Source organism: Jidongwangia harbinensis (assembly GCF_020216025.1).
In the GTDB taxonomy this organism is placed as follows: Bacteria; Actinomycetota; Actinomycetes; order Mycobacteriales; family Micromonosporaceae; genus Actinoplanes; species Actinoplanes harbinensis.
Genome location: NZ_JAIWNC010000036.1, coordinates 70,064 through 84,534 on the forward strand (window position 1 = coordinate 70,064; position 14,471 = coordinate 84,534).

17 protein-coding genes are annotated in these 14,471 nt (G+C 75.1%); 6 read left to right on the top strand and 11 right to left on the bottom strand.

The window, feature by feature from the left end:
• Positions 1-319 precede the first annotated feature (319 nt).
• Complete coding sequence (locus tag LDL48_RS33395) at positions 320-868, top strand: hypothetical protein (RefSeq protein WP_225259124.1); 549 nt, start codon at positions 320-322, stop codon at positions 866-868.
• On the opposite strand, the gene LDL48_RS33400 is transcribed toward LDL48_RS33395, so the two are convergent.
• The 5 genes from LDL48_RS33400 to LDL48_RS33420 all read right to left on the bottom strand — a co-directional run bounded on the left by LDL48_RS33400 (position 856) and on the right by LDL48_RS33420 (position 5,051).
• Complete coding sequence (locus tag LDL48_RS33400) at positions 856-1,332, bottom strand: HIT family protein (protein WP_225259125.1); 477 nt, start codon at positions 1,330-1,332, stop codon at positions 856-858. The two genes, LDL48_RS33395 and LDL48_RS33400, sit on opposite strands and share 13 nt — an antisense overlap.
• Before the next feature lie 460 nt (positions 1,333-1,792).
• Positions 1,793-2,422, bottom strand: coding sequence for a response regulator (locus tag LDL48_RS33405; RefSeq protein WP_225259126.1), 630 nt, complete (start codon positions 2,420-2,422; stop codon positions 1,793-1,795).
• Complete coding sequence (locus LDL48_RS33410; RefSeq protein ID WP_225259127.1) at positions 2,419-3,654, bottom strand: sensor histidine kinase; 1,236 nt, start codon at positions 3,652-3,654, stop codon at positions 2,419-2,421. The genes LDL48_RS33405 and LDL48_RS33410 overlap by 4 nt, the downstream gene beginning before the upstream one ends.
• A gap of 9 nt (positions 3,655-3,663) precedes the next feature.
• The gene (locus tag LDL48_RS33415) at positions 3,664-4,092 is read right to left on the bottom strand and encodes an ABA4-like family protein (RefSeq protein WP_225259128.1); all 429 of its coding nucleotides are present in this window, start codon (positions 4,090-4,092) and stop codon (positions 3,664-3,666) included.
• Positions 4,089-5,051 carry a hypothetical protein gene (locus LDL48_RS33420; protein ID WP_225259129.1) on the bottom strand — a complete coding sequence of 321 codons (963 nt, stop codon included), beginning with the start codon at positions 5,049-5,051 and terminating at the stop codon, positions 4,089-4,091. Before LDL48_RS33420 ends, LDL48_RS33415 begins: the two co-directional genes overlap by 4 nt.
• A 111-nt stretch (positions 5,052-5,162) precedes the next feature.
• Here LDL48_RS33420 and LDL48_RS33425 point away from each other — a divergent pair, with 111 nt between their 5' ends.
• The 3 genes from LDL48_RS33425 to LDL48_RS33435 are packed head-to-tail and all read left to right on the top strand — an operon-like array spanning position 5,163 to position 8,094.
• Positions 5,163-6,602 carry a hypothetical protein gene (locus LDL48_RS33425; protein ID WP_225259130.1) on the top strand — a complete coding sequence of 480 codons (1,440 nt, stop codon included), beginning with the start codon at positions 5,163-5,165 and terminating at the stop codon, positions 6,600-6,602.
• Positions 6,603-6,635: 33 nt separating this feature from the next.
• Entirely contained in the window at positions 6,636-7,199 is a 564-nt protein-coding gene (locus tag LDL48_RS33430; protein ID WP_225259131.1) for a nucleotidyltransferase family protein, read from the top strand.
• Positions 7,192-8,094, top strand: coding sequence for a GNAT family N-acetyltransferase (locus tag LDL48_RS33435; protein WP_225259132.1), 903 nt, complete (start codon positions 7,192-7,194; stop codon positions 8,092-8,094). Before LDL48_RS33430 ends, LDL48_RS33435 begins: the two co-directional genes overlap by 8 nt.
• On the opposite strand, the gene LDL48_RS33440 is transcribed toward LDL48_RS33435, so the two are convergent.
• Positions 8,091-8,765, bottom strand: coding sequence for an HAD family hydrolase (locus tag LDL48_RS33440; RefSeq protein ID WP_225259133.1), 675 nt, complete (start codon positions 8,763-8,765; stop codon positions 8,091-8,093). The genes LDL48_RS33435 and LDL48_RS33440 overlap by 4 nt on opposite strands.
• 31 nt (positions 8,766-8,796) lie before the next feature.
• On the opposite strand from LDL48_RS33440, the gene LDL48_RS33445 reads away from it, so the two are divergent.
• Entirely contained in the window at positions 8,797-9,693 is an 897-nt protein-coding gene (locus tag LDL48_RS33445) for a pyridoxal-phosphate dependent enzyme (RefSeq protein ID WP_225259134.1), read from the top strand.
• Between the two features lie 4 nt (positions 9,694-9,697).
• On the opposite strand, the gene LDL48_RS33450 is transcribed toward LDL48_RS33445, so the two are convergent.
• From LDL48_RS33450 to LDL48_RS33470, 5 genes are all read right to left on the bottom strand, one after another.
• Positions 9,698-10,603, bottom strand: coding sequence for a GlxA family transcriptional regulator (locus LDL48_RS33450; protein ID WP_225259135.1), 906 nt, complete (start codon positions 10,601-10,603; stop codon positions 9,698-9,700).
• A 7-nt stretch (positions 10,604-10,610) separates the two neighbouring features.
• Positions 10,611-11,207 carry a cysteine hydrolase family protein gene (locus tag LDL48_RS33455; RefSeq protein ID WP_225259136.1) on the bottom strand — a complete coding sequence of 199 codons (597 nt, stop codon included), beginning with the start codon at positions 11,205-11,207 and terminating at the stop codon, positions 10,611-10,613.
• Positions 11,208-11,276: 69 nt separating this feature from the next.
• Positions 11,277-12,200: a sugar kinase gene (locus LDL48_RS33460; protein WP_225259137.1), complete on the bottom strand. Its 924-nt coding sequence runs from the start codon at positions 12,198-12,200 to the stop codon at positions 11,277-11,279.
• A 13-nt stretch (positions 12,201-12,213) separates the two neighbouring features.
• Positions 12,214-12,849: a bifunctional 4-hydroxy-2-oxoglutarate aldolase/2-dehydro-3-deoxy-phosphogluconate aldolase gene (locus LDL48_RS33465; protein WP_225259138.1), complete on the bottom strand. Its 636-nt coding sequence runs from the start codon at positions 12,847-12,849 to the stop codon at positions 12,214-12,216.
• Between the two features lie 43 nt (positions 12,850-12,892).
• Entirely contained in the window at positions 12,893-13,477 is a 585-nt protein-coding gene (locus tag LDL48_RS33470) for a hypothetical protein (protein WP_225259139.1), read from the bottom strand.
• 87 nt (positions 13,478-13,564) lie between these two features.
• On the opposite strand from LDL48_RS33470, the gene LDL48_RS33475 reads away from it, so the two are divergent.
• Entirely contained in the window at positions 13,565-14,470 is a 906-nt protein-coding gene (locus LDL48_RS33475; RefSeq protein ID WP_225259140.1) for an NADP-dependent oxidoreductase, read from the top strand.
• Position 14,471 lies beyond the last annotated feature (1 nt).

Genomic DNA, 14,471 nt, shown 5'->3' on the forward strand with positions numbered 1-14,471 from the left:
GAGAAGATGACGCTCCGTCACGTCGGGAGCAACGAGGTCTCCGGCCGGGTGCAGTCCGGGAGCAGCACACCGCGCAATCGGGTCGGAAATCCGAACCGGATCGGGCCGACAGGAACGGCCGGTACGCGATACGTTGGTGGCATCAAGGCCGGGGTACCCGCCGCCACGGGTCCCCGGCCTTCTGCTGCCCGGCCTTCTGCTGCCCGGCCTTCTGCTGCCCGGCCTCTCAGCTGCCCGGCCTCTCAGCTGCCCGGCCTCTCAGCTGCCCGCCCGTCGGCGGCTGCCGGTGGCGGGCACCTGGAGCTGAGATGATCGGTTCATGGTGAACGGCGCTGTGGGATACGAGTGGTCACCGCGTCGACACCTGTCCGCGACCGCCGTGCTCGGCGCCGTCGCCGCTACCGCCGGCTGGCTCCTCGGCCAGCTGGTGTTCTCCGCACTGGCCGGTCACCTCGGCCCGCCGAACGTCGTCGGCGGCGTCGTCTTCGTGACCGTCTACACGCTGACATTCACGGCGTTCTCCGTGCGGTGGACGCGCGCCCGGCCGCCCGCGCTCCGGTTCGGGGCCGAGGAACTCGAACTCGTCGCGGAACGCCGGGACGCCGTCGTGGTGCCGTACGCGGCCGTGTCCGGTGCCGCAATCCGGTGGCCGTGGCCCGTCACGATGCTGGACGTCTACGTCGACGTCGCCGCCGAGTCGCAGGTGCGGCGAATCGGCCGCGGGGGCCGCCGGCCGCCGCGCAAGCGTAAGTCCGGCCGGCTGCGTTTCGCGATGCCGATCGCCGGCCTCGACGGGACCGCGGCGGACATCCGGTCCCGGCTCCGGCAGCACGGGCTCCGGGAGAGCGAGCCACCTCACCCGGGTTGATCGGCCCGCTGCAGGACCGGCCGGACCCGACCGGACACCTCGGCGACCGCGGTCTCGTCCGGCGTGACCTTCGCGTCGAACATGGCCAGTTGCAACCGCGGGCCGAAGACACCGAACCGGTCCAGGTCCGCACGCGTCACCGGCTGCACCACGAAATGCAGGTGGCCGGGCGTGCCGCCGTCGTGCGACCACAGGCAGACGTACACCTGCTCGGGACGTACCACCTCGGTGACCGCGGCCGCCACCCGGCGCAACAACGGACCCAGGGCGGCACTCTCGCCGTCGGACAGCTCCGCCACGTGCCGCACGTGCCGGACCGGCTTCACGATCAGCGTGCCGACACCCAGCGGACCCACGCAGTGCTCGACCCGCCATCCGCCGACCTCCAGCAGTACGCCACCGGGCACCGGCCGCCGGCCGCTGGTCAGATCACAGGCCAGGCATCCCACCACGTCGTCAGTCATGCGCCGAGTCTGCGGGATGGCGTCCCGACGGCTCGTGATGTGCCGGTCCTGGAGAACGACGTCGGTGTACCAGTAGAGCGCTCCAGTGGCGGAGCGCCCCGGTGGACGTAATCTCAGCAAGGGCGCACTCGGCCGGCCGGGGCATCTCCGAGATCTCGTGGTCCTGCGGCGGTTCGCCTCGAAGAACGATCATGGGTTCCGAGCACCCATGCGTGCAGATCTTGGAGGCGGAGGCAGATCTTGGAGGCGGGCAGCCCCCAGGGCGTTTCCGCTCCAAGATTCGACCAAGCCTCCAAGATCTGCGCGGAAGCCGCCCGGCGATATCGGTTGATTCGCCATCAACGGCCGCGCTGGGCGACCACGTGAGCTCCGGCCGGCCGACGACCGCCGTGCCGCCGGCCGCCCCGGGAGCCCGTGCAACGGCGATGCGTGGCAGGCGGCGGAGCACCCACGGGTGGGCTCAGCTGCGGTTGTGGGCGAACAGGGCGAGCCGGACCCGGTTCGGGCTGTTCGTCTTCGTCATCAGGCTGGTGATGTGGGTCTTGACGGTGGTCACGCCGATGTGGAGGCGGTCGGCGATCTCCATGTTGGAGAGTCCTTCGGCGACCAGGTCCAGCACGTCGCGTTCCCGGGCGGTGAGGCCCTCGATCGGCGCGGGGGCTTCGGGACGGGCGTGCACCGCGCGCCGGACCAGCCGCTGCAGCACGTCGGCGCTGAACGGGCTGTCGCCGGCCGCGGCCCGTCGGACGCCGTCCAGCAGTTCGGTGGGGGGAGCGTCCTTCAGCAGGAAGCCGCACGCGCCCGCGGTCAGTGCCGGGTACAGGTGATCGTCGTCGCCGAACGTGGTCAGCACCAGCACCCGGGTGGCCGGGCGGTCGGCCAGGATGCGGCCGGTGGCGGTGATGCCGTCGACGCCGGGCATGCGCAGGTCCATGACCACGACGTCGGGGCTCAGCCGGGCCGCCAGGGTGACCGCGTCCCGGCCGTTGTCCGCCTCGCCCACCACGTCCAGGTCGGGCTCGCTGTCGCAGAGCATGCGCAGGCCGGCGCGGATCAGGTGCTGGTCGTCCACCAGCAGGACGCGGATCATGCCGGCTCCGGGGTGCCGGACACGGCCGGATCGCCGGCGGGGGACGACGCGCGCGGGCCGGTGGTGGCCGCCTCGGCGGGCAGGACGGTGCGTACCCGCCAGCCTTCGCCGTGCCGGCCGGCCTCCAGGCTGCCGCCGAGGACCTCGACGCGCTCGCGCATGCCGGTCAGGCCGTGCCCGCCGCCGGGTGGGGGCGGGGGTGCGTCCGGTCCGCCGCCGTCGTCGCTGACCTCCCAGAGCAGGTCGCCGTCCGTCACCGCCACCCGCAACCGGGTCCGGGCCGCCGTGCCCGCGTGCTTGGCCACGTTCGTCAACGCCTCCTGGGTGAGTCGCAGCACCGCCAGCGCGCGCACCGCGTCCACCGAGCCGACCGCGTCGTCGATGTCGGCGTCCACGATCAGGCCGGTGCCGCGCGCCGTTTCCACCGCACCGGAGAGCGCGGCGGCCAGGGCGGACGGGTCGATCGCGGTGAGCGCGGCGTCTCCGCGTACCCCCTGGGGGTCGCGCAGCACGGCGACCAGCCGGCGCAGGTCCGCCAGCGCGAGCGTACCGGTGCGGTGCAGGTCGTCGAAGACCTCACCGACGCGCGGGTCCAGGTCGGGCAGGACGTGCCGGGCCACCCCGACCCGCAGCACCATCGACGCCACGTGGTGCGCCACCACGTCGTGCAACTCGCGGGCGATGGTGCTGCGCTCGGCGGCCCGGGCGGCCCGGGCCTCGGACTCCCGCCTGCGTTGCTCCTCGGCGACGCGCTCGGCGGCCTGCCGGGTCAGGTCCCGGCTGGTGCGGATGACCAGGCCGAGCAGCACCGGCAGGCCGACCACCACGCCCAGGCCGAAGACCGACTGCAGGAACTGCCGCCACGGGTCACCGAGGGAGAAGGCGAGATAGAGGACGCCGAGCAGGCCGCTCCCCCACCACACCGTGCGCCGGCCGGCCGCGATGGTCAGCTCCAGCAGCGCCCAGCTCGCGCCGACCTGGTTGATCGTCTCGTCCTCGAGGATCACGAACGCCACCGTCAGCAGGGCGGCCTGGATGAGCAGGTTGACGGCCGGCCGCCGGTGGAAGACCAGGGCGGACGCGAACGCGGGCACGGCGAGCAGCCACTGCTGGGCGGTCGGCCGGAAGTCGGCATGGGTGCCGATCATCAGGTAGCTGATCCCGCTGAGGTCCAGCAGCACCATCCGGACGAGCGTGTCCCGCGCGTCGAACACCCGGGTCAGCCATCTCACGACGACAGCCTAGGCCGGGTCGGGCTGCGGCCAGCGCGGGCGCACCAGCAGGTAGGCGAGCAGGCCGAGCGGCCCCAGCAGGATGGTCAGCAACAGTACGAGGGCCATCACCAGGGCCGGGACCCCGCGGGTACGGGCGTCCAGCCACGCCCACCGGCCGACGAAGAGGTCGAACGCGATCATGTGGGCCCAGGCCGCCGCCGCGCCGTCCGCCGTGCCGAGCAGCTCGCGGACCCCGTCGAGGGTGGGCGAGGCCACGGCCGGCAGCACGTCGGCGAACGCCGGGATCACCAGGACCGCGTAGATCACCACGACGGGGACCACGATCAGCGGCGAGGCGATGATCCGTGCGGTCCAGGACCAGCGCGGGAGCAGGATCATCAGGGCCCAGAACGGTGCGGCCACCGCGAAGGTCAGCGTGAACAGTGCTCCGGTCATCGGACCAGCATCCCGTCCGTCGCCGGCTGCGGGGCGGCCGGGTCGAGGCGGGGCCGGTGCCGGTCCGCGGCGAGGACCGCGGCGACCGCCACCGCGGTGCCCAGGACCAGCGCGGCGAATCCGGCCAGCGTCAGCGCGTCCGGCCGCAGCAGCGGCTGACCGCGCAGCGCCTGCCCGGTGAGCATCGCGGTCAGCACCGCGTACCCGGCCGCGGCCACGAGCAGCAGGCGGACCCGGGTGGCCTCGGCCCACCGGCCGGCGGACCGGTGCAGCAGCAGTCCCAGCAGCGGCAGCACCTGCAGGCCGTGCAGCCCGATGAAGTGCCCGATCCGCAGGTCGCCGCCGGTGGTGCTCCAGCCGGTCACGGGCATCCCGGGACCGCCGTCCGGCACGCCGACGCTGTGTGCGCCGGAGATGCCCGCAGCCATCATCTCCGCGGTCGGCACCGTCATCGGCACGGCCGCGAGCATGCCGAGCAGGGCCAGCAGCATGCCGGCCACCACGGCGTACCGCACGGTGCGGTCCGGGATCCGGCCGCGCAGCACCCGGACCGCGAGCACCAGGTGCGCCAGGAACAGCACCATGATGGCCGCGCCCATGATGTCGAACAGGTTCTCGTCGAGCGGGGTGGACGCGTTGAAGTGGCTGGGCCGGCCGCGGACCACCTGGGTCACGATGATCGACATCTCCACCACCGAGACGGCGAGCACCACGGTGGTCGCCCATTCGGCGATCCGGCTGCGCCGTGGCAGCAGGCTGAGCAGCCAGGCGAGGGTGCCGGCGTACAGCACGAACGAGACGGCGAACTTGAACGGCTTGAGCCAGGCCCGGGCCCCGGTCACCTCGCGGTCGTCGACGAGGACGCCGACGGCGGTGACGACGGCCAGGACGGCCATGGCGGCGGCGAACACGAGCAGCGGGCGGTGCCAGTGAGCCGCCCGGCGCGGTAAGAGAGTCATACCCCGATCCTCGGGACACGGCGGCCCGCAATCGCCCGTCCGGTGGCCCGTCCTGCGGCCCGGGGTCGGAGTGGTTCTCCTCCCTGGGTAGGAGGCCGCGATACTGGGCGCGTGAACTCCGACGGCACGCCCGCGCACCAGGTCGTTTTTCCGCGTACCCCGGACGGGCGGCGGAGCAGTTCGGCGCTGGGCCGGGCGGTGCTGGCGGACGCGCTGCGCGCGGCCGACCCGGCCGCCGCGGAGGCCGCGGAGCGGGAGCCGGACTGGCGGCGCGGCTATCTGCGGCACTTCCGGGCGCTGGTGGAGGCCGGGCTGGGCACGGACGGCGCCGGGTACGACATCGCGGCCGCGGGACTGGCGTCGGTGCACGCCCGGATGCGGGTCACGTCGGACGCCGGCGAGCTGACCCTGGCGGAGTCGCTGCGCGCCGAACCGGACCGGCCGCTGTCGACGGTCACGGTCACCGGCAGCGGCACCCCGGAGCGGGAGGTGTCCCTGCCGTACCGCGGTGACCTGCTGCGCGGTGACGCGCTGCACCGCCGGCTCGACGCCTGGGTGGCCGCCGGCACGATCGAGCCGTCCTGCGCGGAGGCGGTCCGCCAGGTGGCCGCCAACCCGGACTGGCTGGACCTCTCCGACCAGCAGCTGGTGGTGCTCGGCGCGGGCGCCGAGATGGGCCCGCTGCCCGCCGTGCTGGGCTGGGGCGGCACGGTGGTCGGCGTGGACCTGCCCCGCCCGGCGGTGTGGGCGCGCCTGGCGGAGACGGCCGAGAAGAGCGCCGGTCGCCTGATCTGCCCGGTGGCCGGGACCGGGCCGGCCGGCGCCGACCTGCTCGGCGACCTGCCCGCGGTGGCGCAGTGGCTGCTCGGCATCGACGGCCGGCTGGTGCTGGGCAACTACGTGTACGCGCCGGGCGCCTCGTACGTCCCGTTGACCGCGGCCGTGGACGCGCTGACCACGCACGTGCGCGCGGCCCGGCCGGACGCCGCGGTGGCGATGCTGGCCACCCCGACCGACGTGTTCGCGGTGCCGGGCGCCGCGGTGGCCGAGTCCCGGTCCCGGTACCGCGGCCGGTCCGGGCCGGCCCGGACCGGCCGGGTGCTCTCCGGCGGGCGGATGCTGCTGCCCCAGTATCCGGACGACGCGGACCCCGGCATCTCCGACAACCTGGTGCCGCAGCAGGGCCCGAACTACGCGCTGGCGAAACGGATCCAGCGCTGGCGGGCCACGGTGGCGCGGCGGGAGACCGTGGCGTGCTTCGGGGTGGCGCCGCCGACCCGGACCCGGTCGGTGGTGAACAACCGGTTGCTGGCGGCCGCGTACGCGGGTGCGCATCTGTTCGGCGTCGAGATCTTCGCCCCGGTCACCGCGAACACGCTGATGGCGCTGCTGCTGGTGCACGCGCTGCGGAACCCGCGGGCGGCGGGACCGGCGGTGTGGCGGGACGAGGCGTTCGCGGCGGCGCACGGCGGGTTGTGGCGGATGCCGTACCAGATCCGCACGTCGCTTCCGCTGGCCGCGGTCCGCGGCCTGCCGGCGGCGCTGCGCTGACCGCCGACCGGGCGGAGGGTTAGGCTCGGCCCCATGCAGATCGCCGGGCTGGTCCTGGCCGCGGGCGCCGGCCGGCGGTACGGCATGCCGAAGGCGCTGGTCCGCCACGGCGACGGGCGGCTGGTGGACCACGCCGCCGGGGTGCTGGACGCGGGCGGCTGCGTACCCGTCGTGGTGGTGGTGGGTGCGGAGGCCGCGCGGGTGCGGGCGGTCGCGCCCGGTCTCTCCTATGTCGACAATCCGGACTGGGCCACCGGGATGGCCTCCTCGTTGCGCGCCGGCCTGGCGGCGCTGGCCGCGACGCCGGCCGACGCGGCGATGGTGCTGCTGGTCGACATGCCCGGCGTCACCACCGAGGCGGTACGCCGGATCGCCGCACTGGCGGCCCCGGACGCGCTCGTCACCGGCGGCTACGGCACCCGGCGCGGGCATCCGGTACTGCTCGGCCGGGAGCACTGGGCCGGGGTCGCCGAGACCGCGACCGGTGACCGGGGGGCCCGGGACTACCTGCGCGCCCGCCCGGTGCGGGTGGTACAGGTCGGCGACGTCGCGGACGACGAGGACTGGGACGTCCCGGCACCGGCGCCGCATGCGTGAGGTGCACGACGGCCCGTTGCTGGACACCTGGTGCGCGTTGCTGGCCGAGGGCATGGCCGCCGAGTCGGGCGCCGGCCCGGACGGCCCGGCGCTGGCCGCCCGGGTGCGGGCCGAACCACCCGGCGGGGAGGTACGCCGGTGGGCGGTCACCGTCGACGGCGAGGTCGCCGGGGTGGCCCGGTCGGCGCCGGACGCGGACGCCCGCTTCGTCCGGCTGTACGTTTCGCCCCGGCACCGCGGGCGCGGCCTGGGCACCGCGTTGTTCGCCGCGGTCCGGGCCGCGCATCCGCACACGGCGCTCAAGGGCATCACGGTGGCCGGCGGTCCGGGCGAGCGGTTCGCGGCCCGGCTCGGCGCGACCGTCCTGCTCCGGCTCGTCGTCCTGGCCCAGGATCTGGCCGGGCTGCCGGTGCCGGGCGAGCCGCCGCCGGGGACGGTGTTCTGGACCGGCGGCGCGCCGGACGACCTGGTGGACTCGTACGCGGCGGCGTACCGGAGCCTGGCCGACGCGCCCGGGGCCGGGCACCAGCTCGCCGACCTGCACTACGACCGGGACCGGATCCGGCGGTGGGAGCGGGAGGTCCGCACCGGCGGCCATGACCTGTGGGTGTGCGCGGTCGTCGAGGACCGGACCGTGGTGGCGTTCACCGAGGTCGAGGTGGGCCCGGAGCCGGCCGCGAGTCAGCATTCGACGGTGGTGCTGCCGGGTCACCGGCGCCGTGGCCTGGGTACCGCGGTGAAGCTCGCCCTGGCCGCCCGGTTGCGCGCGGCCCGGCCGGACCTCACCACCGTCACCACCACGGTGAGCGCCGCGAACACCCCGATGCTGGCGCTGAACGAGCGGGCCGGTTACCGCGTCGTGCGTACCCGCCTGCTCTGGCACCTGGTGGTCTAGAAGGTCAGTTCCCGCAGCGAGCCGACCCGGTGCGGTTCGTCGGCCGGACCGGTGCCGTGCCGGTCGAGCAGCACCGCGGACAGCCCGGCCGCCCGGGCCGGCAGCACGTCCAGGTCGTGCCGGTCGCCGACGCTGAGCACCGCGGCCGGCGGCAGTCCCCACCGGGCGCAGGCGCCGAGGAACGCGCCGGTGTCCGGCTTGGCCACGCCGAGGTTGTCCACCGTCCAGACCGGCCCGACCCGGCCGGCCAGGCCCACCCGGGCCAGTTTGTCGTTCTGCTGTTCGGTGGTGCCGTTGGTCAGGACGGCCACCGCGAGACCGGCCGCCGCGACCGCGGTGAGCGCGTCGTCGGCGTCGTCGAAGGCACGCCAGCTCGCCTGGTAGCACCGGAGGTAACCGGCGAAGATGTGGTCCAGGTCGGGCGCGGCGGCGGCCACCCCGACCTCGGGGAGGAAGTCGCGCAACCGGCGGCGCCGCTGTTCGGCGAACGTGATCCGGCGCTCCCGCCACGCGCCGAGGTGCCGTTCCTGGATCTCGTGCCACCGGGCCAGGACGTGCGGCTCCGGCGCGACGCCGAGCGTGGGCAGCCACCGGCGCAGGGCGTCGTCGACCGCGCCGTCCTGGTCGAGCAGCGTTCCGTCAAGATCAAATAACACGCCCCGGATCTTCACAGGACGCAGCGTAGTCAGTAGGGTCCCGTTTGTGATCTCCCCCGTCCCGCTGGGCACGTGGCCGACCCCGCTGGAACCCGCACCCCGGCTGGCCGCCGCCCTGGGCATCGACAAGTTGTGGATCAAGCGGGACGACCTCTGCGGTCTCGGCGCGGGCGGCAACAAGGTGCGCAAGCTGCAGTACAGCTGCGCCCAGGCACTGGCGGCCGGCGCCACCACGCTGATCACCAGCGGCGGTCCGCAGAGCAACCACGCCCGGCTCACCGCGGCCGCCGCGGCCCGGCTCGGCCTGCGCTCGGTGCTGGTCCTGGCCGGCGACGAACCGGACCGGCCGCGCGGCAACCTGATCCTGGACCGGCTGGCCGGCGCCGAGATCGTCTGGGCCGGGTCCGCGCCGCTGGAGCAGATCGCCGCGGCGGAGGCGCAGCGGCGACCGCGCTCGCACCTGATCCCGTTCGGCGGCACGTCACCGGCGTCCGCGCTGGCCTACGTCGACTGCGCCCGGGAACTCACCCGCCAGCTGCCCGAGCTGGATCAGGTGGTGGTCGCGGTCGGTTCCGGCGGCACCATGGCCGGACTGGTGGCCGAGCTGGGCGCGGAACGGGTGCTCGGGGTGGACACCGGCGCGACCCCGGACCCGTACGCGGCGGTCGGCGCCGTGCTGGACGGCATGCGCCAGCCGCCCGCCCGGCTGACCATCGACCGCAGCCAGATCGGTGCCGGGTACCACGCCCTCACCGAGCCGGTCCGCGAGGCGCTGAAGCTGGCCGCCCGTACCGAGGGGCTGTTCCTCGACCCGACGTACACCGGGCGGGCGCTGGCCGCACTGATCGCCCGGCACGCGGCACACGGCCTGTCCCGCGAGGGCCGCGTGGTGTTCCTGCACAGCGGCGGGCTGCCCGGGTTGTTCGGCCACCCCGAGGTGTGACGGGTCAGTCCGCCGCGCGGGCCCGCAGCCGGCGCAGCATCCGGGCGTCGCCGAAGCCCACCGCGCGGGCCGCCGCCTCCACGGTGGAGCCGTGCCCGATCAGGTACTCGGCGCGTTCCAGCCGCAGCACCTGCTGGTAGCGCAGCGGCGTCTGCCCGGTGGCCGTCTCGAACAGCCGGGTCAGCGTGCGCTCGCTGACGCCCGCCCCGGCGGCCAGATCGGCCAGCGGCAGCGTCTCGGTGAAGTGCGCGTCGATCCGGTCCTGCACCCGGTGCACCGCGTCGCTGAGATGCGCCCGGTGCCGCAGCATGGCGCTGGCCTGCCGCTCGTCGCCGTTGCGGCGGGCGTACACCACCATGGCGCGGGCCACCTGGGCCGCGGCCGCCGGCCCGTGCCGGACCGCGACCAGGTGCAGGGCCAGGTCGATACCGCTGGCGATGCCGGCCGAGGTGATCACCCGGTGGTCCTCCACGTACAGCACGTCGCGCACCACGGTGGCCCGCGGGTGGCGGCGGGCCAGCTCGTCCTGGACGTCGTGATGGGTGGTGCAGCGCCGGCCGTCGAGCAGCCCGGCCCGGCCCAGCGCGTCGGCCCCGGCACAGACGCTCGCCACCGTGCCGCCGCGCCGGTGGTGCTCGGCCATCCGGTGCAGCAGCTCGGCGGAGAACCGGCCCAGCCGCAGCGGCGACCGCCAGCCCGGGACCACCACCAGGTCGTCGGCGGACAGCTCCGGCCAGTCGGTGGCGGCCTGCAACGCCACGCCCTGGTGGGTGTCCACCACCGGCACGTCGGCCACGTACCGCAGGTCGTAGCGGTGCCCGAAGTCGGCCGCGGTGCCGAACACCTGGGCCGGGCCGGCCAGGTCCAGCAGGTGCAGCCGCGGGGTCAGCACGAACACCACCCGGGTCACGATCCGGTCATCCTCGCACGGCCGCGCCGGCCAGGTCGGCGGTGCGGCGGATGGTGGCGAACCGGCCGGCCAGGGCGTACTCGGTGCGGGCCACCACGTCGGCCGCCGGCAGGGTACGGGGATCCGCCACCAGCTCGGCCACGCTCCGGTCGGCCGGAGCGTCGCGGTGCGGGATCGGAAACGTGGCGGTGGCGTCGGTGACGAACGTGACCGCGTACCCCAGGTCGGCCGCCACCCGGGTGGTGGTCTCGCAGCACTGTTCCGTCTGGATGCCGCAGATCACCAGGTCGCGGATGCCGCGTTCGGTGAGCAGCTGGGCCAGGTTGGTGGTGGTGAAGGCGTTCCGGGAGGTCTTGGTGAGGACCGGCTCGCCCGGGGCGGGGTCGAGTTCGGCGAAGACCCGCACGTGCCCGCTCGCCGGGTCGAACGTGGTGCCGCTGCCCGGCTCGGCGTGCAGCACCCACACCACCAGGTCGCCGGCGGCCCGGGCGGCATCGACCAGACACCGGACGTGGGCCGCGATGCCGGGGTTGTCGACCACCGCCCAGGTGGGCCGGTGGCGGAAGGACTCCTGAACGTCGATCACGACGAGTGCGCTGGTCATGTCACCGAGTCTGGCCGGGACGGGCGGTCCGGGTAAGGCACCATCGCGACCGTGACCGGACCGATCCGGTCACCGCACCACGTCGCCGCCCCAGCCCGCCAGATCGTCCCGGCGCGGCAGCCCTTCGCAGTCCCCCGGCACGGTCACCGCGTACGCGCCGGCCAGGATCGCGGTGCGCAGCCGGTCGGCCGGTGCCGCACCGGCGAGCCGGTCCGCCAGATAGCCCGCCACGAACGCGTCACCGGCGCCCACCGGGTCCACCTCGGTCACCGGCAGCGCGGACAGCGACAGCCGCTCGCCGTCGATCGCCGCGGTGCAGCCGCGCGGACCGTCCTTGACCACCACCTCGGCCGGGCCCAGCGCCACCAGCCCGTCCAGCGCCGGCTCCGGCCCGAGGAACAGGGCGGCCTCGTCCGGACCGGCGAACACCACGTCGGCCCGGGACACCAGATCGCGCAGCACCGGGGCGGCGTCGAAGCGGGACCACAGCTTGCTCCGGTAGTTGACGTCGACGGACACCGTGACGCCGGCTGCGCGGGCGGTCTCCACCGCGGCGAAGACGGACGCCCGCGCCGAGTCGCCGAGCGCCGGGGTGATGCCGGTGACGTGCAGGACCGCGGCGGCCTCGATCTCCGTGGTCGGCAGGTCGGCCGGGGTCAGGCGGGATCCGGCGCTGCCGGCCCGGTGGTAGTCGACGTGCAGCCGCTCGCCGGTGCGGCGGTACCGGACCATCAGGCCGGTGAACGACTCGTCCCGGACGGCCAGCGTGCGGACGCCCTCGCCGCGGAGCCGGCGCTCGATCAGGTCGCCGGTGGCGTCCGGGCCGACCCGGCCCAGCCAGGTGGCCGCGCCGCCGAGGCGGGCGACGCCGATCGCCACGTTGCTCTCCGCGCCGCCGATCGAGAACGAGAAGTCGCGGGCGTACTCCAGCAGGCCGATCCGGTCGGCCGAGACCAGCCCCATGGTCTCGCCGAAGGTGAAGAGACCGCTCACCGCCGACCTCCGCTCATGACCGGGCGAACGCGACCGCGTCGGCGGCCCGCCGGGCCCGGTCGGCGAGGGCCGGCAGGCTGCCGCCGGTGGCCGCGTCGCCGAGCAGCGGGCCGCCCAGGCCGACCGCCACCGCGCCGGCGGTCAGCCAGGCCGCCACGTCGTCGACGGCGATGCCGCCGGTCGGCATGATGCGCACCTCCGGCAGCGGGCCGTGCAGGTCCTTGAGGTAGCGCGGGCCGACCGTGGCGGCCGGGAACAGCTTGACGAGCGGCGCGCCGGCCCGGTGCGCGGCGAAGATCTCGGTGGGGGTCAGGCCGCCCGGGTAGAACGGCACCCGCACCCCGGCGATCAGGTCCGGGTCGTACACCGGCGAGACCAGGAACGCGGCGCCCGCGTCCACCGCGGCCTTCGCCTGGTCGGCGGTGAGCACGGTGCCGGCGCCGACCACCGCGTGCGGCGGCAACCGGCGGCACAGGCCGGCCAGCGCCTCCACCGCACCGCGCGAGGTGAGGGTCACCTCGATCGCCGTGACGCCGGCCTCGACCAGCACGTCGGCGACCGCCGCGAAGGCGTCCGCGGTGGGTGCGCGCAGCACGGCGACCACGCCGCTCCGGGTCACCGCCGCGGTGACGTCATCGTTGTCGGGCATGCGCCATGTCTACGTCCCGGCGGGCCGATCCGCCACCACCGGATCACCGGGTGAGACTGGACTCGTCCGCCGTCCGGCGCCGCGGGCGGCGCAGCCAGGACCGGGCCCGTCCGCGCAGGTCTGCCGCGTCCTCGCCGGTGACCGGCGGCGACGACGGCCGGATCTGCAGCTCCTCCCGCACCGCCACCTCGAACTCCTGCATGACCAGCGGCACCTGGGTGAGCAGCTCGCGGAAGTGCTTCTCCGGCTCCACCCCCGGCACCGCCGCCGGCTGGGCGCTGGCGTGCAGCTTCTCCAACAGCAGGTGTACGGCCATCGCGGCGCTGAGGACCGGCCCGGAGGCGAGCAGCCGGACGTGCATCAGCGCCGGCCCGACCTCGTCCAGGTAGAGCAGCGGGTCGGGGCGGCGGCCGGTGGCCTCGCCGGTGCGGAGCCGGTGCGTCACCCGGTCCACCACGGCCATGAAGGTCACGTACGCGTCGCGGCGCTCGGCGTACCAGCGGCGGCCTCGGCGGACCCGGTTACGGACGTGGTCGTTGCGGACCGTCACCAGATGCGCCACCAGCGCCCCGACCAGGGCGAACACGGCGGCGATCAGGGGCAGGCCCCACCACGGGATTGCGGACACCCGCCCACCGTAGCGAGGCCCGTCCGGCGAAACTCAGGTACCTGCCCGGTTGACTTCGAGCCGGCTTCAACTTGCAGGCTCTCCGCCATGAGAGCTGTCGTGTTCGACCGGTTCGGTCCGCCCGGCGTGTTGCGCATCGTCGAGCGCCCGGACCCGGAGCCGGGCCCGGGTCAGGTGCGGGTGCGGGTCCGGGCGGCCGGTGTGCAGCCGTTCGACGTCGCGGTACGCCGCGGCCGGATGGACTGGATCACGGTGACGTTCCCGCAGGGCATCGGCCAGGAGTACTCGGGGGTGGTCGATGCCGTCGGCCCGGGCGTGTCCGGGCCGGTACCGGGCGACGAGGTGCTCGGCTCGACGATGCTGAACGGGCACGCGTCCGCGGTGGTGGTGGCGGCGGAGAACGTCGTCGCCAAGCCGCCGGAGCTGGACTTCCCGACGGCGGCCGCGCTGGTCGCCGCCGCGCAGACGGCCTCCGGCGCGCTGGCCGAGTTGCGGGTGACCGACGGCGACGTGCTGCTGGTGCACGGCGCCGCCGGTTCGGTCGGCACGGTCGCGGTGCAGCTGGCCCGGCTGACCGGCGCCACCGTGATCGGTACCGCGAGCCCGGGCAACCACGCCTATCTGCGGCAGCTCGGCGCGATCCCGGTGGCGTACGGCGACGGGCTGGAGGCGGCGGTGCGGGCGACCGGCCGGACGCCCACGGTCGCGCTGGACGCCGCCGGGGGCGTGGCCATTCCCGCCTCGGTCCGGCTGGGCGTCGCGCCGGACCGGGTCGGCACGATCGTGGACGACAAGGTGGCCGCGGAGCACGGCACCCGGGTGGTACGCGCCGGGCGTTCGCCGCAGCGCCTGGCGGACGTGGTGGCGCTCGCCGCCCGGGGGCGGGTCGTGCTCCCGGTCCGCGCCTATCCGCTCGCCGAGGTGGCCGCGGCCCACGCCGCCGTGGAGACCGGACACGGACGCGGCAAGGTGGTGCTCATCGTCGAGCCGTGAC

Excerpts from the sequence above, each read along its gene's own strand:
- LDL48_RS33420 (WP_225259129.1), bottom strand. The coding sequence starts at position 5,051 with ATGACTCTCTTACCGCGCCGGGCGGCTCACTGGCACCGCCCGCTGCTC.
- LDL48_RS33465 (WP_225259138.1), bottom strand. The coding sequence starts at position 12,849 with ATGCCCGACAACGATGACGTCACCGCGGCGGTGACCCGGAGCGGCGTG.
- LDL48_RS33475 (WP_225259140.1), top strand. The coding sequence starts at position 13,565 with ATGAGAGCTGTCGTGTTCGACCGGTTCGGTCCGCCCGGCGTGTTGCGC.
- LDL48_RS33395 (WP_225259124.1), top strand. The coding sequence starts at position 320 with ATGGTGAACGGCGCTGTGGGATACGAGTGGTCACCGCGTCGACACCTG.
- LDL48_RS33430 (WP_225259131.1), top strand. The coding sequence starts at position 6,636 with ATGCAGATCGCCGGGCTGGTCCTGGCCGCGGGCGCCGGCCGGCGGTAC.
- LDL48_RS33405 (WP_225259126.1), bottom strand. The coding sequence starts at position 2,422 with ATGATCCGCGTCCTGCTGGTGGACGACCAGCACCTGATCCGCGCCGGC.
- LDL48_RS33415 (WP_225259128.1), bottom strand. The coding sequence starts at position 4,092 with ATGACCGGAGCACTGTTCACGCTGACCTTCGCGGTGGCCGCACCGTTC.
- LDL48_RS33400 (WP_225259125.1), bottom strand. The coding sequence starts at position 1,332 with ATGACTGACGACGTGGTGGGATGCCTGGCCTGTGATCTGACCAGCGGC.
- LDL48_RS33435 (WP_225259132.1), top strand. The coding sequence starts at position 7,192 with ATGCGTGAGGTGCACGACGGCCCGTTGCTGGACACCTGGTGCGCGTTG.
- LDL48_RS33455 (WP_225259136.1), bottom strand. The coding sequence starts at position 11,207 with ATGACCAGCGCACTCGTCGTGATCGACGTTCAGGAGTCCTTCCGCCAC.